The sequence below is a fragment of the Paraburkholderia sp. EB58 genome (genome assembly GCF_050436665.1).
In the GTDB taxonomy this organism is placed as follows: domain Bacteria; phylum Pseudomonadota; class Gammaproteobacteria; order Burkholderiales; family Burkholderiaceae; genus Paraburkholderia.
Genome location: NZ_JBNDMQ010000043.1, coordinates 24,101 through 47,787, shown reverse-complemented (window position 1 = coordinate 47,787; position 23,687 = coordinate 24,101). Strand labels below are relative to the sequence as shown.

Below are 23,687 nucleotides of genomic sequence, written 5' to 3'. Positions count from 1 at the left end.
CGCTGCTTTCCGGGTTGTCATTAAAGGGTAGTCAATGATCGACGAACAGGTTCCCGGCGCACCGCTCGAGATCGCGATGGGCGGCCGCGCGCTGCTTACGCCGTTGACGGGCATCGGGCAATACGCGTCGCATCTGGCCCGCGAATTCGTGCAGCGCGGGCATAGTGTGCGTTTTTTCTACGGCACGCACTGGTCGTCTTCCATCGCCGAAGGTCGGAGCGTCGAGCCTGCGGCGCCGGGGGCCGACCTCTCGCTGCGTACGGCGGTGGCAAGAGCGGCCAAGCAGTTCGCACGCCGATATGTGCCGGGCGTGTACCGTTTCATGCCGCGTATCGAGCAGTACCGCTTCGACTCGGGGATGCGCAGACGGCGCTCGCCGCACGTGTATCACGATCCGAACTTCATTCCGTTCCGCTTTCGCGGACCGACAGTGATCACCGCTCACGACGTGTCGTGGGTACGCTATCCCGAATACCACCCGTCGCATCGGCTGGCGTTGTTGCGCGCGAATTTCCCGAAGGCGCTCGAACGCGCCGATCGCGTAATCGTCGTCTCCGATTTTGTGCGAGATGAATTGCAGTCCTGCTTCTCGATCGCACCGGAAAAGCTCAACGTGGTCTACAACGGCGTATCGCCCCGTTTCCGGCCATACACGGCTGACGCGACACGCGTCGTGCTGGCCCGTCACGGTCTTCTGCACGGCCGCTATTTCGCCGCGGTAGGCACCCTGGAGCCGCGCAAGAATCTGCATACGGCGCTTGCCGCCCACGCACGCCTGCCGATAGCGGTTCGCCGCGCGGTGCCGCTCGTGCTGATAGGCGTTGAAGGATGGTTGACCGGCTCACTGCACGCAGCGCTCGGCGCGTCGTTGAGAGACGGCACCGTGCGCAAGCTGGGCTATGTGCCCGACCATGAAATGCCGCTGCTGACGGCGGGCGCGCTTGCACTTGTTTATCCGTCGGTCTACGAAGGATTCGGACTGCCGGTGCTGGAGGCGATGGCGGCCGGCGTGCCGGTGCTGTGCTCTAGCGCGCAGGCGTTGCGGGAGGTGGCAGGCGATGCCGCCCTGATGTACGACCCGGCCGATACGGACGGGTTCGCCGAGGCTATGCAGTCGTTGATTGATGACCACGCGCTGCGCGCGCGGCTGAGCGCCGCCGGGTGCGCACGCGCGCGGCACTTTAGCTGGCGACGCTCGGCCGAAGAGACGCTCGACGTCTACAGGCAGGTTCTCGCGTGAACCAGTCGACTCGTATGGCGCCGCGCTCGCAGCGATCTGCTTCGAGCGTGTCGGCGAATAGTTTCAGGACCAGCCTCACCCACGTATGGCTGCTGTCGCGCCAGGACCTCGTGGACCGGCACCGCGAGAACGCATTAGGCGCGGCGTGGCTGCTGATTCAGCCACTGACCTTCGTCGTCCTTTTCAGCACGGTGTTTTCCCATTTCATGCGCGCCCGGCTGGGGGCGGACACCAGCCCGTACCTGTACACGGTGTACCTGATCGGCGGACTGCTGACGTGGAATCTGTTTGCCAATATCGTGAGCCGGCTTGCGCCGGTTTACGGCGCAAAAGCGCACCTGATCCGCAAGATCAGCGTCGATCTGTGGGTGATGCCGCTTCACATTGTCCTCGCCGAGTGGGTTGTCTACGGAATCACGATGACCTTCTTTGCCGTGTTCCTGCTGATCATTGGTTATCCGATCGGCGTGCAATGGCTGCTGCTGCCCGTCGTCGCGGTGCTGCTGAGCGCCCTCGCATACGGCCTTGGCATTGTGCTCGGCACGCTCGACGTATTCATTCCCGATATCAAGAACGTGCTGAATATCCTGCTGCAGTTCGGCTTCTGGCTGACGCCGGTCGTCTACCTCGCGACTATTTTGCCGCCGTGGGCCATACGGAGCCTGCATTTTAGTCCGGTGTTCTGGGCGGTGGACGCGGTGCACGGCATCGTCGTGTGGCACCGGTGCCCGCCACTGAAGACATTCGTCGCACTCGCCGGCGTGGCGGCCGCGAGTCTGCTGGCGAGCCGTTGGCTGCTCGGACGCCTGCAAACGGCCATGAGGGACATGTTGTGAGGAGTACCACGCTGGGCCATGAGCCGGTGCTGCAGGTCGAACATCTTTCCAAGCACTTCAACATCTACAACCGGGCCGCCGACCGTCTTGTCGAGGCGCTGTTGCGCAAAAAGCGGCACCGCGTTCATGTTGCGCTCGACGACATTTCGTTTTCTCTCCGGCAAGGCGAGGCGGTCGGCGTACTCGGACAGAATGGCGCGGGGAAATCGACGCTGCTCAAGCTGGTGAGTGGTGTGCTCGTGCCAAATGCCGGCACGATCGAGCGCCGCGGGCGCATCACCGGGCTGCTGGAACTCGGCACCGGATTCGACGCCAAGCTGTCCGGGCGCGACAACATTGCCGTCAATGCGCGGCTGATCGGGATGACGGGCGCCGAGATCCAGCAGCGCTTCGACGCGATTGTGGCGTTCTCCGAACTCGGCGAGTTCATTGACGCGCCGGTCCGGACGTACTCGTCCGGAATGGTGATGCGGCTCGGCTTCGCGGTGGCGATCCATGCTGATCCGGTCTGCTTTATCGTCGACGAAGCGCTTGCGGTCGGCGATGCGCGTTTTCAGCAGAAATGCCTCAAACGCATTCGCGAATTCCGCGATCGCGGCGGTTCGATCCTGTACGTGTCGCACGATATCAATTCGGTCAAGATGCTATGCGACCGGGCGCTGCTGCTGTCGGACGGCAAGGTTGTGTTCGATGGCGCGCCCGATGAAGCGGCGCAGCACTATTACCGGCTGATTGCGGGCGTCGACGAAGACGCTCCGCATGCCGACACGTCTTCGTCCGGATCGTACGGCGCGTTGCGCACTCGCATCACCAGCGTGGTGCTGGCCAACCGGTTCGGGCCTAACGCGCGCTTCGCGTCGGGGGAACACGTCACGATCGACCTCAAGTGCGAATCGCAGCAGGACGCCGCACTCTCGGTAGGCATCCTGATTCGCGACCGATTCGGCCAAGACGTGTTCGGCACCAACACAATGTTGCTGAACAAGGAAGCGCGTTTCGCGCGCGGTGACAGCGTGCGTTGCCGCTTTTCGCTGCCGCTCAATTTTGCGCCCGGCAAATACACGGTGACGGTGGCGCTGCATTCGGACGATACCCATGTGCACGACTGCCAGCATTGGTGGGATGCGGCCGCGACCTTCGAAATTGCGGGCTTTTCCGCTGCGCCGTTTTCCGGACTGTGCTATGTCCCGGTCGAATTCGGGCAGCAGCGCGTGCCGGACCTGACGGAATCCAGAGTATAAGAACCATGACCCATGCAGCACTCGATATCCTGATTGCCCGCGTCAAGGCGGAGGCCGCGGCGCGTGCCGGAGCGGCGGACGATGCCGGTCTCCACGGCGACGCCGAGGCTGATGCTCCCGGCAACCCCGCGCTTTTCTCGAGCGCGGGCGCCGCCACCCTCGACATACCGGCTGAGGCGGGCATCGATGGTCTGCTGGTGAGTGACACCAGCGCGTTCGTCGATACCGCCTACCGCTTGCTGCTGCAGCGCGAGCCCGATGAAACGGGGCGTGCCAACTACGTTGGCGAGCTCGCGCGCGGCGGGAGCCGGCTGATCCTCGCTGCGAAGCTTCGCCTGTCAGGAGAAGGCCGCGGCGTGGGCGTGCCGTTGACCGGGCTGCGGCTGGCGGTTTGCGTGGCCGCGGCGGATTCTGCGCTGCGCCGCATCGGATTGGGCGCGCTGGGCGCCTTCGCAGCGCGCTCTCTTGACACGTGGGCGGCGCGGCGCGTGATCAGTCGTACGCTCGTCGCGTGGCGTCGCCGTTTCGAGCGCATCGCCGGCATGACCCAGCGTCATGAGCGCAAACTCGCCGAACTGTCGCGGCGTGTGGACAATCTGCAGCAGATTGCCACGCTGGCGGCGCCGGTAGCGGCGGAGGTGATCGACGCCTATTACCTCGCGTTCGAAGATGCGAATCGGGGTTCGCGGGAAAGCGTGCTGGCCAAGCTCGCGATCTACGACACCTGGCTCTCGACATGTGTGCCGAGGGGCGGAGATCTGACGCACGAAATCGTGGATGTGGGTTGCGGCCGCGGCGAATGGCTGTCGTACATGGCGCAACGAGGCTACGCTGCGCTCGGCATCGACGTCAACCGTGTGATGATCGACGCGTGTCTCGCGCGCGGCCACGCAGTGCGATGCATTGACGCACTCACGTTCCTGCGTAGTCTGCCGACGGGTTCGGTGGCGGCCGTGACCGGCTTCCACATCATCGAACACCTGCCGTTCGACTATCTGTTTGGGCTTGTCAAGGAAAGCTATCGTGTACTCGTGGACGGCGGCGCAGTGCTGTTCGAGACACCGAATCCGGAGAACGTGCTGGTGGGCAGCCATACCTTCTATCACGATTTCACGCACCGCAATCCCATTACGCCAACCGCGATTTCATTCCTGCTGAAATATCACGGCTTCGACGCCATCGACATCATCCGTAGCAGCCCCTATCCCGAAGAGGCCAAGGTGCCCGGCAACGATCCCCTCACGGAGCGGGTCAACGGCCATCTTTGCGGACCGCAGGACTTCGCCGTGACCGGTCGCAAGACTGGCGCAACGGGGGCGCCTGCGTGAAGATCCTCGTGACGGCCAATCTCGTGCCTTTCATGCACGGCGGCGCCACGTACCATGTCGCGGGCGTCGTGCGCGCGTTGCAGCAAGCGGGGCACGCGGTCGAACTGCTGCGGCTGCCATTTCGCTTTTCGCCCGAGAGCGACGTCTTGCGGGCGATGGCGCACGCGGCGTCGCTTGATCTGGTGCAACCAAACGGCGTGTCGATCGATCAGGTGATCGGCCTGCAGTTTCCCGGCTATGGCGTCGCGCACCCGGATCACCGCGTGTGGGTGATGCATCAGCATCGCGCTGTGTACGAGCTCTTCGACGCCGCGCAGGCAACCCCCGCGCTGACCGAACTGCGTGAACGGGTGATCGCGTTCGACAACGCTGTGCTGACCCGCGCGCGCGTCGTCTTTGCCAATTCGCAGCGGGTGGCCGCGCGCCTGGGGGACTTCAATGGCATCGCCGCGACGCCGCTCTATCATCCGCCGGCGCACGCACAACTGTTTCGCTGCGACACCGCGTGGCCGTATGTGTTCTTCCCGAGCCGTCTGGAGACCCTCAAGCGGCAGTACCTCGTGATCGACGCGGCGCGCCGTATGCGTTCGTCTTTCAAGATCGTGCTGGCGGGCGACGGCGGCCAGCGCGGCGTACTTGCCGAGCTGATCAAACGCCATGACGTGGGCGATCGCGTCGCGTTGATCGGGCACATCAGCGAAGCGGAAAAACGCGCGTTCTACGCGCGCGCGGCAGCTGTCATCTTCCCCGCGTTCGACGAGGACTATGGCTACGTCACGCTCGAGGCAATGCTGTCGTCGAAGCCGGTCGTAACCTGCACTGACTCGGGCGGCCCACTGGAATTCGTACGCGACGGCGACACCGGCTGGATCGAACCGCCGGACGCGGATGCGCTCGCCGCGCGTCTGGACTGGATCGCCGAACACCCGCGCGAGGCCGCGGAGGCGGGCGCGCGCGGGCGCGAAGCCTATCTGCGTGCGGACATCTCCTGGGATCACGTCGTCGACCGGTTGACCCAATCTCTGAACTAGTCTCTTTGTCTCATGAAAATTGCCATAGTTGCGCCGAGTCCGGTGCCGTTCGTGATCGGCGGCGCGGAAAACCTCTGGTGGGGCCTGCTCGACGCGCTCAATGCGCGCGCCGGCGTAGAGGCGGATCTGGTGAAGTTGCCGAGCCCCGAGCGGAACATGGGCGAGTTGCTTTCCAGCTACCGCCGTTTTTCCGAACTGGACCTCAGCCACTTCGATCTGGTGATCAGCACCAAGTACCCGGCCTGGGCGATTCGCCATCCGAATCACATTGTTTATTTGCAGCACACGCTGCGCGGCCTGTACGACTGCTATCCGCAGGGAATGCCCACCCGTTTCGATCCGCACACGTTGTACGCGCTCGGCATGCCGTCGCGCCTCGTCGAGGCGCTGCAGCAGTGCAGTGCGACGGACGTCGGGTTCGACGAACTGCTCGACGCACTGGACGCCGCTTTCCATCGCGCGCCCACTGCGCCTTGCTGGGCATTTCCCGGACCCGTGACGCGCGCGGCGATCCGCCTGCTCGACGCAATCGCGATGCGGCCCGACAAGGTCGTGCACCATGCCGCGATTTCACACGTGGTGGCGGCTCGCGAGGGCTATTTTCCAGCCGGCGTGGACGTGGCCGTCCATCACCATCCGACCCATCTGAAGGGGCTTGCACCCGGTCCGCAGCAAACGATTTTCAGCGCCAGCCGCCTCGATCCGGCCAAGCGGATCGAACTGATCATCGAAGCTTATAAGAAGAGCGGGGTCCAGCTGCCGCTGCATATTGCCGGTGGCGGACGTGACGAAGCGCGCTTGCGTGCCGTGGCGGGCGATCATCCGGGCATCCGCTTTCTCGGCCGGATTCCTGATGCGATGCTGGCGCGGGAATACGCACGCGCGCTCTGCGTGCCGTTCGTGCCGCGCGACGAGGACTATGGACTGATCACGCTGGAAGCGATGCTTGCCGCGAAACCGGTGATCACGACCACCGATTCCGGCGGTCCGACCGAACTCATCGAGAACGGTCGCACCGGATTCATCGTCAGGCCGGATGCGTCGGCACTGGCGAGAGCGATGCGGCAGCTGTGCGACGACCCGGCGGTCGCGCAGGAAATGGGAGCCGCGGCTGCAGCCAGAGCCGCACGCGTGGACTGGGACACGCTGTGCGATGCATTGCTGGCGGCGAGCCGTCCGGAGCACGCTCGCCTTCAACAGGCGGTGCGGAACTGCGGCGAGGGCGGGCCCGAAGTCGCGCTCGCGCCCACAGTGATCACCCGGCGCGCCAAGCCGCTGCTCGGCGTGCTCAACACGTATCCCGTCGCGCCGGTGGTCAGCGGTGGCAAGCTTCGGTTGCACGGGCTCTATTCGCGCCTGGCGAATCCGTTCAAAGTGGAATTCGTCAATCTTGCGCCACCGCATGTGCCGCGCAACGTGCGCCAGTTGGGCGCCGATTTCAGCGAGGAGCGGGTGCCGAAGTCGCGGGCGTTCGTCGAAGAAGAGCAGCGCCTGGAAGCTTCGCTCGGAGCATCGGTCGAAGACCTCACGGCCGCGTTGCATCCTTCATGCACGCCGCAGTGGCTGGAGGCCATTAATGCACTGGCTCGGCGCGCCGATCTGATGGTCTGTTCGCATCCCTATGCGATGCCGGCGTTGCGCGCCGTTTCGCCGGCAGCCTTCGTCTACGAGGCCCATAACGTTGAAGCCGACCTCAAGGCGGATATCTTCGGCAAGCATCAATGGGCGATCAATCATGTGTGTGCGCTGGAGCGGCGCGCGGTTCACGACGCAGTGCTGGTGACGGCCTGCTCGGCGCAGGACCTTCGGCGCTTGGGCGAGCTCTACGAATGCGCAGGCAGTCAGCGATTCGCCGTGGTGCCGAACGGCGTCGACGTGGCGGGCACACCTTTTCGTGAAGCCGCTCGAGCGGCACAGCGCCGTTCGGTGCTGGGTGTGACGTCTCCGCTCGCGCTTTTCATGGGCAGCGCGCACGGCCCGAACATCGACGCGGCGCGCATCGTCTTCGACGCTGCCGCGCGCTTGCCGGAGGTTCACTTCCTGATGCTGGGCTCGGTTTGCAACGCGGTCCGAAGCTGGGCGCGTCCGGCGAACGTGGGTCTGACGGGTGTCGTCAGCAACGCGGAGAAAGCCAGCTGGCTGGAGATCTGCGATGTCGGGCTGAACCCGGTTGTGTCCGGTTCGGGCACGAACCTGAAGCTGATCGAGTATGCGGCGGCCGGCGTGCCGATCGTGAGCACCGATTTCGGTGCGCGAGGTTCAGGCTTCGGGGCGGGCCGCGAGTATCTGTCGGCTAGCGGAGGCGCATTCGCGGACGGTGTTGAAGCCATGCTCGGTCTTGCCCAGCCGGAACGCGCGTCGCTTGTCCGCAATGCACGGCGCCGTGTTGAGGCGGAGGGGGACTGGGCGACGATTGCCGACGCCTATGCGCAGGCTCTCATGCAGGTGCTTGCGTAACCATGCGCCCGGCATCGGCCGGGCACGACGTTTTGACGGTGTTCTTACAGGAACAGGTGGCCGAACGGGAAGAACCCGTCGGGCTGGCCGGTCACCGTCAACTCGACTGTCGCAGCGGCATGATCGGGCACCACGCTTCTCGAATGTGCGAGATCGCGCAACAGGCTGTCCAGCGAATCGTACGACTGGTTCAGGAATCCGTGTGCTTCGAGGCAAATCGACAGGTCTTCAGCATGGGGCGCGTTGTGGAGCGCGGCGATGTTGACAGGATTTGGCATGGCGGGAAGCTCGTGGCAAGTTGAACAGCGATTTTACCGCGTGTTGAGATCACGGTGTCGCTTTAGTATTTCCATGACAGGCCCACCGAACCGTCGCGCACCGTATAGGCAAACAGCGAAATCGTGTCGGAAATCCGCTGCGCCGACACCTGAGCATAGACAGACCACTTATGGCCGAGCGGATACGAATAGCGCAACGACGCGGCCCGTACCGTCTGACGCTGCGTGGTGGCGCCAAAGAAGATCGGATCGTAAGGCGCTACGTCGTTCAACGTACGCTGCTGCAGGATGGTCTCGAGCTGTCCGTACCGGCCCATTGCGTAGTCGAGGCCGAGCCACGCCGTATAGCCGTGGCGCATGCCGCCGGGACGGTCGTTATACGGCTTGTCCCACGTCGGCCCGACGAACAGCTGCATCGTCGCGTGATCGCCGAGGTGTGCCTGGAGCGAGGCGCGCAATTCGACGTGGACCGAGTCGTACAGCGAATCGCCAGGGTAGCTCTCGTCGGTGACGGTGAAGTCGAGCCCCGAGCGCGCCAGTATTGAACGTAGCGTCGTCGGCGGCGACCAGTAGCCGACGTGCCATGCGAAGTCACGTTGGTAGACATGCGTACCGAGCCACAACACGTCCGTCGTAAGCTGGTTGTCGAGTTCGCCCTGTGTGAATGTCTTCTGGTGAGCGATGCCGAACGTCGCGGTGCGCTGATCGAAATCATGCAGACTGCGATACTGGCGGTCCGACAGCCCGGCGAGCAGTGCGAATTCCGGCATCGCGGCAATCGGCAACTCGCCCTGCACGGCCGATTCAACGTACTGGTCGCTATGCGCAAGGCTTGCCGGTGCGAGTGGCGAGTCGAACGGCGCGCCCGGCGCGAAGTTCACCAGCGGGCTGGACGGGCCGAAGTTGGCATTCGACGTCACGCCAGCCCCGACGCTCACGGTCAGGCTAGGCCGCGACGCCGGCGGCGCGCATGCGTTGCCCTTGTAGAACGCGATCAGTTTTTCGATTGTCGCGGGCACCTCGTATTGCGTTTCGATGCGTGTCAATGTCTGTAGCGACAGGTCGCGTTCGCCGAGCTGGCAATACAGCAGCGCCGTGTCGAGCAGCGCGCCCGCACGGCGCGTATCCCGTTTCACGAGTTCGTTGAACAACGCGAGCGCCCGTTCGCGGTGCCCGTGATCCATCTCGTACTGGGCCTGGGTCTCCAGGTCGTCGTCGATGGTCTGGTCGAATGCATTGTCGGGCGTCTGCGCGAAAGCGTGTGGCGCGACGGCGCTCAATGCGACGACGCAGGCCGCGAAATGTGCGCGCCTCGCGGCCCGGAACCGGGCGCGTATCCGCGTCAACGAGCCGAAGTGCAGCTTAGTGGACTGCACCGTTCTCGCCTTTGTGCAGCACATAAAGCAATTCCGGTGCGATACGCCCGCGCAAGGTGGCACGCGTGAATTCACGCAGCCGATGACGCGTACTGCGGTGCGCAGTCTCCTGGCCGACGAGCAGGTCGGTCCCTGCGACCTTCGCATATTCCTGCAGCCGCGCTGCCACGTTGATCGCATCGCCGATCGCCGTGTAGGACTGGCGCAGCGTCGAGCCGAGTTCACCGACCACTGCATTGCCGCTGTTGACGCCGATTCGCACGCGAATCGGCCTGTTGTCGAACAGCGGTTCGGCGCTGCGATTCAGCGCGTCGAGTTCGTGCAGCATCGCGCGCGCGCAGTCGAGGGCGCGGTCGGCGTGGTCTTCCTGTTCAAGCGGCGCTCCCCAGAACGCCATCAGGGCATCTCCCATATATTTGTCGAGCGTGCCTTCGGTGTCGTACACGCAGCGGGTCAGGCGCGTAAGGATCACCTCTGTCATCGCGACCAGCCGCTCGGGCGATACCTGTTCGGCGATCTGCGTGTAACCCTCTATGTCGACAAACAGCACGGAGATCTGCCGGCGCTCCGGTTTGAAAGCCGAAAGACCTCGGCGCCGTACGATTTCACGCAGCACCGTGGGAGGGAGATAGCGACTGAAGCGCCGCTCGAACGAACGTATCGACGCCTGCGACGAGATCCATTCGAACGGCGCCTGGACCAGCAGGAAGACCGACGTGGGCACTAGCGGCAACGCTGCGAGATGGGATGGCACCGCACGGATAGAGATGATCAGCACCAACCAGAGTGCGGTGGTCGCGATCAACGCCGGCAGCGCCACGCTCGCGCGTTGCAGCCTGAACAGCAACGCGAATGAGACGATCGCGCCGGCCGTCCACAGCACCGGCAGCCATGCAACCGGTGTTGTGAATCCATGCTGCGCCTCGACGTCGAGCAGTTCGGTGAGCAGTTCTGCATGCACGATCACGGCGGGCATCCACGGGTCGATCGGTGCGGCGACATGGTCGGTCAGCCCGAGCGCTGAGGACCCAACCAGCACGTAACGGCCGGTCAGCAGCGCGGCCGGCGCAGTGCCGGCGAGTACTTCGATGGCCGGCACCACGTCGAAGGTTTGCATTGGACGCCGGAAGGAAATATGCATCAGGCCGCGCGCGTCGACGGGCAACGACGCAATGGAGGGTAACCGCGACGGTCCGGCGACCCGGCAATCGAGCAGTTGCCACACCAGCATCGGATAGGTGGAATTCGCATAGCGGATCAGCGGCGCAATCGACCGCACGACGCCGTCCACGTCGGTGTATGGAGTCACGTGTCCGACACACACATCCGGACTCTTGAAGAAGTTGCCGATGAAGCCGTCGGCGACCGGCGCGTGCGATGCCGTTATTGGCGGCGGTAGCGCGCCGCCGACGTGACCGGCATGCGGGGCCGGCGCATCGGTCGAGAGGTCGAACGCCTCGCCGAATACCAGCGGATACCGATGGGCGACCGCAAGCAACGCACGGTCGCCGTCCGGTGTGCCCGCTTCGGGAAACATGATGTCGAGGCCAACCGCCTTGGCGTGATATTGCTTGAACAGATTCTGCGCAACCTGCGCCATCACGGCGCGTGGCCACGGCCACGGGCCGACCGCGTCGAGCGAGCGTTCGTCGATATCGACCAGCGCGATGCGCGCGTCGGGCGTGGCTGTGAGCATCTGCGACTGCCGCCAGTCGTCGAGTGCGAAGCCGAGCCGGCGATAAGGCTCGGGAGACCATGTGCCCGTGGCCAGTAGCCATGCTGTCAGCGAGACGAGTCCAAATATTGCCAGGCGAATCCGGTCAAGTCTCGACAGGCGTGCTACCGCGACCACAGAGTCGCTCCGACCACGGTGTTCTTTCCGTTGAAGCTCTGCGAAAACACATAGCCGGCCTGCGTCGCATTCTTACCTGCGAGCGCCCCGGCGATGATCGCCTGCGACGTGTAATCGCTGGCCAACTTTCCGTTAGTGTTGACCTGGATGGCGCCTTGCCCTTTGATCGCATAGTTCACGCCATTTGCGGTCGCGGTGAGGCTGGTCGTGAAGGTATTCGCGCCGAAGGTGATGCACAACATCGGGTTGCTGATCGTTGCCGCGCTCGCTTGGCCCGTGGTCGAATTGATCACATAGGCCTCAGCGAATTGCAAAGTGAATTTGATACTGCCAGACGCCGGCATGACCATGTCCGGTTGCGGCGTGCGTGTCATCGCGTACGGGCCGGCTGTGCCGACCTGTTCGCTGCCTTGCTGGACCAGCGCGGTGATCGTCGTGGTCGCAGGTGCTGACGCAAGCGGCTCAAAACGTCCCCAGAAAATCTGTTGTGTTTCGGGTGGCTGGGCGGGCTGAGTTGGCTGCGATGGCGACGTTGACGTGGCCGGCGGGGTAGATGAGGCGGGTGGCGACAGCGGAAAAGTCAGCTCGACGGGCGCCACGCCCGGATCGACAGGCGCTTGCGCCGCCGGTGTTGATGCAGCGGATGCCGCTGCCGCGCGCGCCGTGTTGTCCTCATTCTTCTGCGCCTGGGCCGCCGGATCGGGCACCAGTTGTGAATGCTTCGCTTCGATCACGATGGGACGCGCGCTGCCGCGATTGAGCTGCAACAGCGCGTTACGCTGCGTCGCGAACAACTGCACTGCCGCCGGCGTTTCGCATGGGCCGATGCCGGTTGCGGCGCAGCCTTCACCAAGTGGCGTCATGACGATGCCGCCGCTGCGCACTTCCGCTCGGGTGACGTTGGAGTCTGTGAATACCGAAAAATCGGTGCCGCGCACACCGAGTGCTGCGACCGGCGTGTTCATCCGATAGTGTTCGCGTGCGGCCTGGGCGCCTTTGCCGGAGATTTCGCGCACGATGCCCTTGTGCAGGACGAGTTTGATCACGGTCCGCTCGGGGGCCGTCGGATCGTATTCGTAACGCTCGACCGTCAGCGACGAATTGGGCCGCACGCTGATAAAACCTTGATCCACGGTCGTGATGTACACGTATCCGTCCGCGCCGGTCTCGATGGTGCTGCCTTGCGCAATGGCATCGCCGCGCGCAAGCGGCGCGTGGCGATGCGCTTCCTCCAGGGACGCATGTCCGACCACGACGACGGCGTTCCCGATCACCGTCGGCCCGGCCGGAGCATTTTGCGCGAACGCGCACGAGCAAATGACGGACAGCGTCACCGCCGCCAGTCCCCCAGTCATGCTTCTATGCATTGAGTTCTGTTCCCCGGTATGCCGCAGGCCGTGCGGTCGACTGATGATCGGATGTTAAGCACATTCTGCCGATTTGATGTGATGGCCGTCACAGATTCTGGCGCCATGCACGTTTATCGTTGCACCGTGTCAGAGACCAGACCGTCCCCCATAGCGATGTCGATAGAAGACGTAACAAGCAGTGGCGGCCCATTGAAGGCTATCGATCTCCTGAAACAGCAAAAGCTGCTGCGCAATGTGGCGGACGATGTGATTGAAGAGACCAGCCGTCATATCCGGTATCGCCGTTTTGGCAAGCGCGACTTCGTCGTTCATAAAGGCGATGCGGGATCGTCTTTGCTGATGCTCATGTCAGGTAGGCTGCAGGTGATTGCGCTTTCCGAAGACGGCCGCGAGGTCGGACTCAACTTTGTCGAGCCCGGCGACTATTTCGGTGAACTGTCGATCATCGACGGCGGTCCCCGTTCAGCGTCGATCATCGCCACGACCGAGTCGGTCGTCGGCTTTCTGCCGAAAATCCAGGCGCAGGCATTGTTCTACCGGAATCCAGCCGTGGTGGAAGCGCTCTTGCAGCGGCTCTGCCGCACGATCCGGCAGGCATCGAACTACCGTTCGATGCTCGGCCTCACGCGTGCTTACGCAAGGGTGTATTCGGTGCTCGAAGCGTCGATGAAGAAGGTCGCGGGCGATCTCCTGACGATCGAGAATCTGCCAAACCAACAGGCGATCGCAATCATGGCCAATGTGAGCCGGGAAACGGTTTCGCGGGCGATCCGCTCGCTGGTCGAGGGGCATGTGATCGAACGTGACTATCGGCGCCTGATCGTTCGTGACGCTGCGATGCTCAGGAAGCTTGCAAGAGGCGAAGCGGAACTGCAGTTGCGAAAAAAAGTACTGGATGAGGATACCAGGATCGGCCAGAAGTTCGGCTGATGAAAGCGTTTCGACCGCTTTCAGTGGCAGCCGCCTGAATGCCGACGACCACCCCATCGACGCCTTGCCTGAGTGACAAACTGATGCGCGTATTACATTTTTATCGGACTTATATCCCGGATACGATCGGCGGTGCGGAGCAGTCGATTTACCATTTATGCCGGGCCGGTTCCGAGTTGGGCGTCGAGAATCGGGTGCTGACGCTCACGACCCGACAGGACGGTAAACCGCACATTGGCCTGCCGGGCCATCAGGTCGAACGCGTCGAGAGCCATTTCAAGGTCGCCTCTGTCGAACTGTCGTGGTCGGCGCTGCGGCGATTTCGTGCTCTCGCCGCCGAGGCGGACGTCGTTCACTATCACTTCCCCTGGCCGATGGGCGATATCGCCCATCTGTTGATGCAGATACGCAAGCCGTCGGTCGTGACTTACCACGCCGACATTCAGCGGCAGCAGAATCTACTAGCGATGTACCGGCCGCTCATGCACCGCTTTTTGAGCAGCGTCGACCGCATCGTGGCCACCTCGCCGTACTACGCCGCGACGAGCGATGTGCTAGCCCGCCACCGGCACAAGGTCGAGGTCGTGCCGCTCGGCCTCGCGCGAGCTTATTACCCGACCCCCGACGACGCGCTGGTGCGGCGCTGGAAAGAACGGATCGGCAGCCCGTTCTTCCTGTTCGTGGGCGTGTTCCGCTATTACAAAGGGTTGCCGGTCCTGATCGAGGCAATCCGCAAGACCGGTTATCCAGTCGTGCTGGTGGGCGACGGGCCGCTTGCACCCACGATCCACGCATTGGCGGCGGAGTGTGGCGCGACAAGTGCCTATTTCACCGGGTCGATCCCCGAGGCGGACAAAATGGCGTTGATCCGGCTGTGCCGCGCCGTGATACTGCCATCACCGAATCGCGCGGAGGCGTTCGGCATGTCACTGCTGGAAGGGGCGATGATGGCAAAGCCGATGATCACCTGCGAGATCGGCACCGGCACCAGCTACGTGAACGTGCACGGCGACACGGGTCTGGTGGTTGCTCCGAACGACCCGAACGAATTGGCCGATGCCATGCGTGCGCTATGGGAGAACCCCGACGTTTGCGAAGAGCTGGGCCGCAACGCTGCATTGCGCTTTGAGGATCTGTTCACAGCGCATCGAACCGCGAGTGCATACCGGCAAATCTACCGGACGGTGATGGCCGGCAAGCAGGACGGCGAGCGTGCTGTCTCGCCGGCCGCGGCCACATATGGCGAGCGTATCGCGGCATCGTCGCTGGTCCAATCGGACTCGGCAATAGAGAAACCGTAATGGACAGGATGCCTCCTCTCATCAGCGACGCTGCACCCGATGCGGACTCCAAACGTCGCCGCTCGTGTGACGGCCGTCACAGTTGGATTTCTCAACGTGAATTAGAGTTGGCCCGAGATAGAATGGCGCCGGTTTCGGGCCTGTTGCCGTGATTCAGTTGAGCGGAGTCGATCGAAGTTTGGGGCCGCGTCATTGAATGAGGCATTCACGCACTATGACGGAATCTTTGATGACCACACTTGCGGTCGTGGTGCCCGCGTACAACGAAGACCAAATACTCCATGCATTTCATGCGCGGTTGTGCGCGACACTGGCGACGCTAGATGACATCCGCGCAGAGATAATCTACGTCAACGATGGCAGCAAGGACGACACGCTGGCGGTACTTCACGCACTTCAAACAGCCGATAGAAGGGTAACCATCCTCAATCTCAGTAGAAACTATGGCAAGGAAATTGCCCTGTCTGCCGGGCTGGATTGTGCGAATGCCGATGCGTCCATCGTGATTGATGCGGACCTCCAGGACCCGCCCGAACTGATCCCGGAACTCATCCGTGTCTGGAAGCAAGGCTTTGATGTTGTCTACGGCCAGCGTACCTCGCGTGATGGCGAGACGGCACTTAAGAAAGTGTCGGCGTTTGCGTTTTATCGGGTCATTGATGCGTTGAGCCGGATATCGATTCCGCGAGATACAGGTGACTTTCGAATTCTTAGCCGGCGTGCGGTTGAAGCGCTACGCCAGCTACCTGAGCGACATCGCTACATGAAGGGCCTGTTTGCGTGGATAGGTTATCCGCAGACGGCGCTACGGTACGAGCGAGAAGCCCGCGCCGCGGGATTCTCCAAATTCAACTATGCACGATTGTGGCATTTCGCGATTGAGGGCATCACGTCGTTCTCCATTGCACCCTTGCGGCTGTCTTCCTGGGCAGGGGTCCTTGTGGCACTAGCTGCACTAGGCGACGCCATCTGGATTGCCTACAAAACCCTGAGATACGGCAATCCTGTGGCTGGGTATCCGTCTCTTATGGTGACCCTCTTGTTTCTGTCCGGTGTGGAGCTAATCGGGCTGGGCATCATGGGTGAATATTTGGGGCGCATGTTCAACGAGTCCAAGCGACGGCCTTTGTATTTTGTACAAGACTACTTACCGGCCACGCGTGACGAGCGCCATGCCGTTGATGCACGCTCACCGGATGTCGAACGGTGCGTGGCTCACGGCCATGCTGAGTCTCTGAAGCACTCCACTTCGCAGCCTGAAAATGCCTTTGCCGATGCAAGCGGTCGATAGGCGAGCTTTGGGTGTTTGATGGAGTTGGATTTCGCTCCTCCACGGATGCGCTCGGTTAAAAGATTAACATTCCTATATTTTCATCGGACTGAGTATGGAAGGCGTCTCCAACCTACTGATCGAGGTCTCGGTTAGGCCAATTGTACGTGGACCGGAACGCCTCTGGACTGCAGTCGCAGTGATCGGGATAGTCGCGATCTGGTTTCTTGGCCGCGGTATTGTCGTCGGAACGCTCGCCAACTACGAGAACATGACAGGACGGTATCAGGCTCATGAGTTCAGCTGGGCTTCGCCGGACGTCACGCTCGGCTTGCAACCGGCAAACTCGACCGGATCATTGACGCTAGTCGGTCGAGCCGATCACGACCAGCGTTGGACGCTTGATTGTGCGGGCAAGATGCATACGAGCGTCGATATCCACGCCGGCTTGTTCCGACAGTTGTTGCCGCTTCCATCGCCATGTGAAGCCAAGGGCATGACTATTCACTCCGACTGGGCATGGGTGCCCGCTGACAGGGTGGGCTCGCAGGATTCCCGCTCGCTGTCCTACCAGCTCTTCGCGGTGGAGTCGGGCGCAGACACGCTGCTGCTGGACAACCTGGTGCGCAATAGCTCGGGGCTGTACGGCGTCGAGCCGATAGAGTTTCGATCGGACCCGGAAGGCGTCCTGACAGAACGCTGGGATGCGAATTGGTACCGAGACATAGCGCAACGGGGATACCGTTTCGATGGCGACGGTGGCGTGCAGCAGAATGTAGCTTGGCCATTTCTGTTTCCCTCGCTGGTGAAGGGTGTCTCCGTGGCTTGGCGCGTGCCCGTGGCGTCGGCGATGATTGGGCTGAACGCTGTCCTATTGCTCGCAGCGCTGTTGTTACTCTTTGCGATTGGACGCGCAAGCGGACTCACGCACAGCTTATCGTTAGTTGCACCGGCGTGGCTCAGCTTTAATCCCTTCGCGTTCTTCGTCGTCGGCGGTTTTTCCGAGCCGCTCTTTCTCACGCTCGAGTGTCTGATTGTCCTGCTGCTTCTGCACAGAAAATATGGGATGTCAGCCGTGATAGTGGCGTTGCTAACCGCCACACGATTTGTGGGGCTGATTGGCGTTGGGTGGATCGCCATAACTCTCTGGTATGACACGTCTATTTCCCGGTTCGGGCGGCTCTGGCGCATTGTCCTTGCAGGCGGAGCAGGTCTGCTCGGAATCGTGATGGATGTCGCGATCAAGGGAGCGCAGACCGGTTATCCGCTTGGTGCCTTTGCCGTGCGAAAAAGTTGGCAAGTGACGCCGCTTTCTGTTCTCGACGGAATACTTCATCCTTATGCCCTGTTCTCGGGGGGCTATTTATTGGCGCTGTTGTTGCCGGCGTTGCTGACGATGTATGCGATGTACGTGCTGGGCAAAACATGGAGGCATGCGGGCATGGTGGAAGTTCGTCTGCTGCTTGGAACGGGGATATCGCTGGTCTCGGCTACGCTGGCTTTGAATCCGGAACTGCACTCGGCAGGGCGCTACTTTCTGCCTTTCGCCCCAGCCATCGTTGGCCTGTTAGCCTGCGTTCCGCTGCGAACCCGGTCACTGTCGTTCATATTGATCGCGACAGCCGCCGGCGGTGCATTCATGCCGTTCATCGTCGAACGTATCGCTATGGGGCAACCCCCGTACTAGCCTGAAGCACAGACATGAACCTCGACTTGACTCCATGCTGCACATAGCACACAAGCATGGATCAGGGGGCTTTAGCTTGTCCGAAAACCCGGCCGAGCAAAATATTTTGCCTTGTGGCAAAACAATTCTGCACACCGGCAAAACTCACGACTCTACAAAAGAGACGATCTTCTCTAAGTTTGTACTAGGACCGTTCTCACGAATCACCGGAGTGAAACAAGATGAAGACTTCCATCGCCATTGACCTAGGTCGCAGTGCTGCCAAACTTGTGGCCTACGACGGTGCGAACGACAGGCGCGAAATGTTGCTGTACCCATCGGCCGTGATTCCGGCCAAGCCCCTTTCCGATGAAGGGGCTCGTGCTCGCGCCATGGGTGAAACCGTAACGGTGAACACCAAGTCCTACTATTTTGGTGACACGGCAATCCGGCAGGGTCATGACGACCTGCTTGGTGGCCTGCGCGACGATTGGTTCGCGACAGACCACCATCGCGCACTCTTTCTGGGAGGGCTGAAGAAGCTCACCGAAGCCGGTGTGCCAGACGTGGACAGCGCGCTGATCATCGTTGGTCTGCCATCCTCAATGTACGCATCCCACAAGGCGCAGTTAGCCAAAGTCCTGTCCGCGCTCGCTCCTCAGGCGACCATCAAGGTCATGCCGCAAGCGCTTGGTCCCTATTTCGCGTTGGCGTTTGACGAGAAGGGGCAGGAAACGGAGAGGATCGAGGCGAGTGGTATGTACGGAGCCATCGAGGTCGGACAATACACGACCGACTACGCCCTGGTAATAGAGGGCGATCCGATCGACGACGCTTACGGCAGTTGCTCTGGGATGAGCAAGGTTGCCGCGAGCCTGCAGCGTATCCTGCAGCAGAAGGATTATTCCGTGACGCTCGCTGAGGCGACGCAAGCGCTGGCAACGAAGCAGATCAAGAACTTCGGGAAGGTGGTCGATGTCTGGACCGAAGTCACGGCCGCGGTTGAGCCGCTTGCCGAAGAGATCTACATGAAGAGCCGGGAGGTGTTTGGATCGTATCTGCGCAAGCTTGATAAGATCGTGCTGGCAGGGGGCGGCGCCGGGCTCGTAGCGCCGCGCCTGTCGAGTGAGTGGGGCACACTTGAGCTCGTTCCGAATGAGCGTTTCGCGGTCGCAGAGGGATTCCTGCGCTACGCCTTGGCTATGACGACTATTCCCGAGCAACGAGGCAAGAGCGGTTTTTTGGGGCAGCTTTTCAGGATTGCGTGATCGGTGCGGCGCAAGTTCGCCGGGCGGATTGGGGAGCCTGATCCGGTGTTCAACCACCAGGATTGCCTGCCCAACGTCCCGGCGGATGAATTTGTTGCCAACGCAGCGGCCAGTAAATCGAGGTCGCGGAGCCAATTTGTTCGGCAGTGCTTCAGGTCGCGAATATCAACTTCGATGTGTCGGTGCCTGCCGCAAGCGCAGGGAGCCTTCTGCTGGAACTGTGCAGGCGCGAATCGCGTGATGGTGCGGTCATTGAACAGCTAATGTCCATCGCCGGGCGCTGCTTCGTAGCTTGCGCAGGCACGGTTTGGAACGGCAAGGTTGGGGCGCGACTAGCTGCTAATCTATCTATTCTACGTCTTAGACGCGGCATCGCGCGCGGATGGAGAAGTCCATCACGCTGACCCGGTTGCGCGATTTCGCGGCACGCCGGTGAAGAAGAGCGTCGGCCCTTTGGGCCGACGCTAAAAGGCGCTGGCACTGACCTCCCGGGGGGAAGGTCGCCGTTTGCCTAGCCGTTAAGACTTCAATTTACCTCCATCGGCACAGCGCAGCAGTGACGCAGCTCACAACGCCATCGAAACACACACGCAATCCCTTGGCCTTTCATTTGCTGCGGCGAATACGTCCCACGCGATCGTGGCGGCCCGCGAACTGTGATCGCCGTCACAGCTCCCCATCATACAAACCGCATACGGGGGCACGACATGCACCGCCGCAGAGTTAGAGATGCACTCCGCGCATATGCCGCTGCGAAAAAGCCCGCCCACGCGCGGTTGTACGCCTTGGCGGTGGCCTTCGCAGAGATGATAGCCATCGACAGCGGGGAGCCCGTGACGATCACGATTCGCGGAATCGCGATCACGCGAAAGCCGGCCGCTCCGACTCAGTGAGCCTAATTGGAACGTTCCAAAGCCTGGCGGATGCGGGCGTTCATTCCTCGGAGGAATTCCAGAAGTTCGGGAGGCTCCACGACGTCGAATTCGACTTCCAGCGTGCACAGCCAGGCGGCGATCGAGTGCAGGGAATGCGCCCCGGTGTGCACTACGCATCGCTGCGAATCGAGCGGCGCCAACTGGCCGACGAGCGGGCAAATGCTTTGGGCAAGCGCTTGCATCGGCGCGTGAAGGATCACTTTGGCGCGCACCGGGTAGGCCGACGTCGAAACCGAACGGGAGACGTATGCTGCCAGATCGCCCTTTTCCGGCCCGACCCGCGGCTCGAAACGCGGCCCGGTCAGAACCGGCGGGACCACCCGGTCGACGCGGAACGTGCGCCAGTCCGCCCGGCTAGGGTCCCAGGCGACGAGGTACCACCGTGATTCCGCATTGACCAGGCCTTGGGGCTCGACCGTGCGCTGGCTCGCCCTGGCTTGGCCGTCGGTGTAGCGAAATTGCAATTCCTCGTGGTCCGCACATGCGCCGGCAAGAGCAGCCAGCACGGCTGGATCGACCCTGGGGCCTGCCTGGGCCAACTTCTGGATAGATGCGAAGAACGTCCTCGCCGTGCGGTTGTGCTTTGGAGGCATCAAATGTTCCAGCTTGACGAGGGCTGCGAGTGCCGACTCCTCAATTCCCTGCACGCCGCTGGCGGCAAGGGTTCGCAGGGCCAGCGAGACAGCGAGCGCTTCGTCCTCCTCGAAAAGCAATGGCGGCAAGGCCGTCCCTGCTTCCAGGCTATAGCCGCCATCGGGCCCCGGCGTCGCGCTGATCCGGTAGCCCAAGCCTCGCAAGTGGTCAACATCGCGTCGCACTGTCCGTTCAGTGATGCCAAGGCGCTCGGCCAGCACGGCACCATGCCACGATAGGGAGCTCCTGAGCATGCCTAGCAGACGCAGCAGCCTCGTCGAGTTTTGCAACATTCGGCGTCCGCCTCCGTAGATGCGGACAACCTTTGTCCGCAATGATACGTAGATTAGCAGTAAGATCAGGCCAGGACGAGCGGGTACGGGCCGGGAAAGGTAGAACGAATTTCCGAATGACGAGTTACGGGAGGCATTATTCGTAGGAGTACGAATAATAGCTTTCTTTTCTACTGAGGAAACTGTCATGAGCATCCATTACCCGAGCGACGTTTCTAAGCAAACCCGTCTCCATCGTGTGCTGGCACTGCCTTTTTCCAGCGGTAGAGACGTCAATCCTCTGCGCATTTTCGACTGGCTGATGAGCGGCTCGCGCGCCGCCGGCGCGCAGCCGGTGCTGTGGCTCAGTGTGCTGCTGGTCTGCGCCGATGCTGCGACGGCGTTGGGTTTCCTGCCGCTGTTGCGTCCGCTGCCGGTGTTGCTGGCGCCGCTCGTGCTGGGTGGGCTGATGGTCGTTCAGGACGGCGCTAGCCAAGGCCAGCCGGTGTCGCTGCGCGAAACGTTCGCCGCGCTGGCGCGGCGCAGTAACGCGCTGTGCATGATCGGGCTGTACGGCGCGGCGATCGTCGCCGTCGGCTATGTGATCCTGTTGGCAACCTTCCATGTCTCGCTGAACGTTTCGGTTAGCGCGCGCGGCGTGCAAAACCTTTCGATCGGCTATAGCGAGCATGGCGCGCGCGGCGCACTGGAAGCGTTGCTGGGTGAGTCGATTGTCGCCATCGCGATCGCTGCCACCTGCTTCGCTCCGGCACTCGTGATGCTGCATGACCTGAGCCCACACAGGGCCATGATCGCTAGCGCGCGCGGTGTGGCTCGTAACTGGCCAGTGACGATAACGTACTTCGCAACGCTGACGGTGGCCGTGCTATTAGCATCCATGGCTCCGCTGCCGCTGCGTGCCCTGGTGCTCACGCCGCTGCTGACGGCTCTGGCGTTGCTCTCGCTCTACGGTGCTTACCGGGACATCTTCGTTGGTCGGTGAACTTCGACTGCGGACTATGAAGAGTTCCCTCCCGCTCATTCGATCGCGGCTATTTTTCGGGAATGGGTCTCTGGCATCCCTATGTAGACGAGAAGCGACACGGCTGCCCACGCGGTGACGTACCAGTAAAAGTACTGCTCGTGACCGCTTGCCTTGAAGCGCAGCGCGACGAACTCCGTCGTGCCGCCGAGAATCGCCGTCGTCAGCGCGTACGGCAAGCCGACTGCGAGTGCACGGATTCGCGCCGGAAACAGTTCTGTCTTCGCGAGCATGTGGACCGACGTGAAGCCACTTAGCATCACGAGTCCGGCGAACGACAGCAGGAATGCAACCAGTGGATCTTTCGTGTGACTGAGCGCCGTGAACAGCGGCACTGAGAAGAACGTGCAGCACACGCCGAAGCAGATCAGCACTGGACGCCGGCCGAACACATCCGACGCGAGGCCGAAGAGCGGCTGCAGCGGCATTTAAAGCAGCAGCGCACCGGCGGAGATCAGCGTTGAGGTTTCCTTGCTGAGCCCAACCGAATTGACCAGATACTTCTGCATGTAAACCGTGTACGTATAGAAGCCGACAGTCCCGCCGACCGTAATGCCGATTGCAAGTGCGATTTGCCGCCAGTGCTGCAGCATCTGCTGGGCGACCGAGGGTCCTGTTTGCCGCGCACTCTGTTTGAACGCTGCGGTTTCCGTAACATTGCGGCGCATGTACAGTGCAAACAGCGCGAGCGCGCCGCCGACCACGAACGGAATGCGCCAGCCCCAACGCTCGATCTGCGCTGACGTGAACAGCGCGTTCTGCATCACCAGCATCAACGCGAGCGCGACCAACTGCCCCGCCACCACGCTGACCTGCAGAAAGCCAAGGTAGAAACCGCGGCGGTTTGCCGGCGCGATCTCGCTTAGATAAGTCGCGCTGGTGCCGTATTCGCCCCCCATGCTCAAGCCTTGCAGTAAGCGCGCGAGGATCAGCACGACCGGCGCGAACACGCCGATCGTCGCGTAGCCCGGCGTGACGGCGATCATCAGCGAGCCGACGCACATTGCCGTGACCGACCATGTCAACGCCGATTTACGGCCGCGCCGGTCCGCATATAGCCCAATCAGCCAGCTGCCGAGCGGTCGCGCGACATAACCGACCGCGGCGATCGCCGCGGTGTTCATCAACTGAACGGTGGGCTTGTCGCTCGGGAAGAACGACTTCGCGAAGTAGATCGAGAAGATGCTGTAGGCAAGAAAGTCGTACCACTCGATCAGATTGCCGGCCAGGCCGCCGACGATCGAGCGGATGCGCACCGGCGCAGTGGTGCTTGCCGCGCTACCGGCATTCCGGGCGCTGGCGACAGCCGCTGCAGCGACGCCGCGCGCGTCGCCCGGGTTGGGTGTCATTCCCATGAAGTC

General features: G+C 62.2%; 17 protein-coding genes and 1 pseudogene. 12 read left to right on the top strand and 6 right to left on the bottom strand.

Annotated elements, in window-relative coordinates:
* The first annotated feature begins 34 nt into the window (after positions 1-34).
* From P3T40_RS38455 to P3T40_RS38430, 6 genes are read left to right on the top strand one after another with little or no spacing between them, the layout of a single operon-like run.
* Positions 35-1,240, top strand: coding sequence for a glycosyltransferase family 4 protein (locus P3T40_RS38455; RefSeq protein WP_429272928.1), 1,206 nt, complete (start codon positions 35-37; stop codon positions 1,238-1,240).
* The gene (locus P3T40_RS38450) at positions 1,237-2,076 is read left to right on the top strand and encodes an ABC transporter permease (protein WP_429272927.1); all 840 of its coding nucleotides are present in this window, start codon (positions 1,237-1,239) and stop codon (positions 2,074-2,076) included. Before P3T40_RS38455 ends, P3T40_RS38450 begins: the two co-directional genes overlap by 4 nt.
* Positions 2,073-3,317 carry an ABC transporter ATP-binding protein gene (locus P3T40_RS38445; RefSeq protein ID WP_429272926.1) on the top strand — a complete coding sequence of 415 codons (1,245 nt, stop codon included), beginning with the start codon at positions 2,073-2,075 and terminating at the stop codon, positions 3,315-3,317. The genes P3T40_RS38450 and P3T40_RS38445 overlap by 4 nt, the downstream gene beginning before the upstream one ends.
* Positions 3,318-3,322: 5 nt before the next feature.
* A complete protein-coding gene (locus tag P3T40_RS38440) occupies positions 3,323-4,645 on the top strand; it encodes a methyltransferase domain-containing protein (RefSeq protein ID WP_429272925.1) in 1,323 nt (440 codons plus the stop codon).
* Positions 4,646-4,677: 32 nt separating this feature from the next.
* Positions 4,678-5,676 carry a glycosyltransferase family 4 protein gene (locus P3T40_RS38435; RefSeq protein ID WP_429272924.1) on the top strand — a complete coding sequence of 333 codons (999 nt, stop codon included), beginning with the start codon at positions 4,678-4,680 and terminating at the stop codon, positions 5,674-5,676.
* A 12-nt stretch (positions 5,677-5,688) separates the two neighbouring features.
* Complete coding sequence (locus P3T40_RS38430) at positions 5,689-8,133, top strand: glycosyltransferase family 4 protein (RefSeq protein ID WP_429272923.1); 2,445 nt, start codon at positions 5,689-5,691, stop codon at positions 8,131-8,133.
* A 44-nt stretch (positions 8,134-8,177) separates the two neighbouring features.
* Here P3T40_RS38430 and P3T40_RS38425 read toward each other — a convergent pair whose 3' ends face one another.
* The 4 genes from P3T40_RS38425 to P3T40_RS38410 all read right to left on the bottom strand — a co-directional run bounded on the left by P3T40_RS38425 (position 8,178) and on the right by P3T40_RS38410 (position 12,994).
* Entirely contained in the window at positions 8,178-8,411 is a 234-nt protein-coding gene (locus tag P3T40_RS38425) for a hypothetical protein (RefSeq protein ID WP_429272922.1), read from the bottom strand.
* A gap of 62 nt (positions 8,412-8,473) precedes the next feature.
* Entirely contained in the window at positions 8,474-9,787 is a 1,314-nt protein-coding gene (locus P3T40_RS38420; RefSeq protein WP_429272921.1) for a tetratricopeptide repeat protein, read from the bottom strand.
* Positions 9,774-11,639: a CHASE2 domain-containing protein gene (locus P3T40_RS38415; protein WP_429272920.1), complete on the bottom strand. Its 1,866-nt coding sequence runs from the start codon at positions 11,637-11,639 to the stop codon at positions 9,774-9,776. Before P3T40_RS38415 ends, P3T40_RS38420 begins: the two co-directional genes overlap by 14 nt.
* Positions 11,627-12,994 carry a FecR family protein gene (locus P3T40_RS38410; protein ID WP_429272919.1) on the bottom strand — a complete coding sequence of 456 codons (1,368 nt, stop codon included), beginning with the start codon at positions 12,992-12,994 and terminating at the stop codon, positions 11,627-11,629. The genes P3T40_RS38415 and P3T40_RS38410 overlap by 13 nt, the downstream gene beginning before the upstream one ends.
* A 30-nt stretch (positions 12,995-13,024) precedes the next feature.
* Between P3T40_RS38410 and P3T40_RS38405 the strand changes: the two genes are divergently transcribed.
* The 5 genes from P3T40_RS38405 to P3T40_RS38385 all read left to right on the top strand — a co-directional run bounded on the left by P3T40_RS38405 (position 13,025) and on the right by P3T40_RS38385 (position 19,444).
* On the top strand, positions 13,025-13,939 hold the full coding sequence (locus P3T40_RS38405; RefSeq protein WP_429272918.1) for a Crp/Fnr family transcriptional regulator: 915 nt from the start codon (positions 13,025-13,027) through the stop codon (positions 13,937-13,939).
* Positions 13,940-14,022: 83 nt separating this feature from the next.
* On the top strand, positions 14,023-15,240 hold the full coding sequence (locus P3T40_RS38400) for a glycosyltransferase (RefSeq protein WP_429272917.1): 1,218 nt from the start codon (positions 14,023-14,025) through the stop codon (positions 15,238-15,240).
* Positions 15,241-15,469: 229 nt separating this feature from the next.
* Complete coding sequence (locus tag P3T40_RS38395) at positions 15,470-16,531, top strand: glycosyltransferase family 2 protein (RefSeq protein ID WP_429272916.1); 1,062 nt, start codon at positions 15,470-15,472, stop codon at positions 16,529-16,531.
* Positions 16,532-16,625: 94 nt separating this feature from the next.
* Entirely contained in the window at positions 16,626-18,197 is a 1,572-nt protein-coding gene (locus tag P3T40_RS38390) for a hypothetical protein (RefSeq protein ID WP_429272915.1), read from the top strand.
* Between the two features lie 221 nt (positions 18,198-18,418).
* Positions 18,419-19,444 (top strand): hypothetical protein, encoded by a 1,026-nt coding sequence (locus tag P3T40_RS38385; RefSeq protein ID WP_429272914.1) that lies wholly within the window; start codon positions 18,419-18,421, stop codon positions 19,442-19,444.
* 895 nt (positions 19,445-20,339) lie between these two features.
* On the opposite strand, the gene P3T40_RS38380 is transcribed toward P3T40_RS38385, so the two are convergent.
* A complete protein-coding gene (locus P3T40_RS38380; protein ID WP_429272913.1) occupies positions 20,340-21,305 on the bottom strand; it encodes a helix-turn-helix transcriptional regulator in 966 nt (321 codons plus the stop codon).
* Positions 21,306-21,492: 187 nt separating this feature from the next.
* Between P3T40_RS38380 and P3T40_RS38375 the strand changes: the two genes are divergently transcribed.
* Positions 21,493-22,287, top strand: coding sequence for a BPSS1780 family membrane protein (locus tag P3T40_RS38375; RefSeq protein ID WP_429272912.1), 795 nt, complete (start codon positions 21,493-21,495; stop codon positions 22,285-22,287).
* Positions 22,288-22,322: 35 nt separating this feature from the next.
* Here the strand turns inward: P3T40_RS38375 and P3T40_RS38370 are convergent.
* A pseudogene (locus P3T40_RS38370) lies at positions 22,323-23,675 on the bottom strand (MFS transporter).
* Positions 23,676-23,687 lie beyond the last annotated feature (12 nt).

What these genes read in the sequence shown, in the direction of transcription:
- P3T40_RS38405 (WP_429272918.1), top strand. Translation starts at nt 13,025, where the DNA reads ATGCCGCAGGCCGTGCGGTCGACTGATGATCGGATGTTAAGCACATTC.
- P3T40_RS38375 (WP_429272912.1), top strand. Translation starts at nt 21,493, where the DNA reads ATGAGCATCCATTACCCGAGCGACGTTTCTAAGCAAACCCGTCTCCAT.
- P3T40_RS38425 (WP_429272922.1), bottom strand. Translation starts at nt 8,411, where the DNA reads ATGCCAAATCCTGTCAACATCGCCGCGCTCCACAACGCGCCCCATGCT.
- P3T40_RS38430 (WP_429272923.1), top strand. Translation starts at nt 5,689, where the DNA reads ATGAAAATTGCCATAGTTGCGCCGAGTCCGGTGCCGTTCGTGATCGGC.
- P3T40_RS38390 (WP_429272915.1), top strand. Translation starts at nt 16,626, where the DNA reads ATGGAAGGCGTCTCCAACCTACTGATCGAGGTCTCGGTTAGGCCAATT.
- P3T40_RS38395 (WP_429272916.1), top strand. Translation starts at nt 15,470, where the DNA reads ATGACCACACTTGCGGTCGTGGTGCCCGCGTACAACGAAGACCAAATA.
- P3T40_RS38455 (WP_429272928.1), top strand. Translation starts at nt 35, where the DNA reads ATGATCGACGAACAGGTTCCCGGCGCACCGCTCGAGATCGCGATGGGC.
- P3T40_RS38440 (WP_429272925.1), top strand. Translation starts at nt 3,323, where the DNA reads ATGACCCATGCAGCACTCGATATCCTGATTGCCCGCGTCAAGGCGGAG.
- P3T40_RS38410 (WP_429272919.1), bottom strand. Translation starts at nt 12,994, where the DNA reads ATGACTGGGGGACTGGCGGCGGTGACGCTGTCCGTCATTTGCTCGTGC.
- P3T40_RS38380 (WP_429272913.1), bottom strand. Translation starts at nt 21,305, where the DNA reads ATGTTGCAAAACTCGACGAGGCTGCTGCGTCTGCTAGGCATGCTCAGG.
- P3T40_RS38385 (WP_429272914.1), top strand. Translation starts at nt 18,419, where the DNA reads ATGAAGACTTCCATCGCCATTGACCTAGGTCGCAGTGCTGCCAAACTT.
- P3T40_RS38400 (WP_429272917.1), top strand. Translation starts at nt 14,023, where the DNA reads ATGCGCGTATTACATTTTTATCGGACTTATATCCCGGATACGATCGGC.
- P3T40_RS38435 (WP_429272924.1), top strand. Translation starts at nt 4,678, where the DNA reads ATGCACGGCGGCGCCACGTACCATGTCGCGGGCGTCGTGCGCGCGTTG.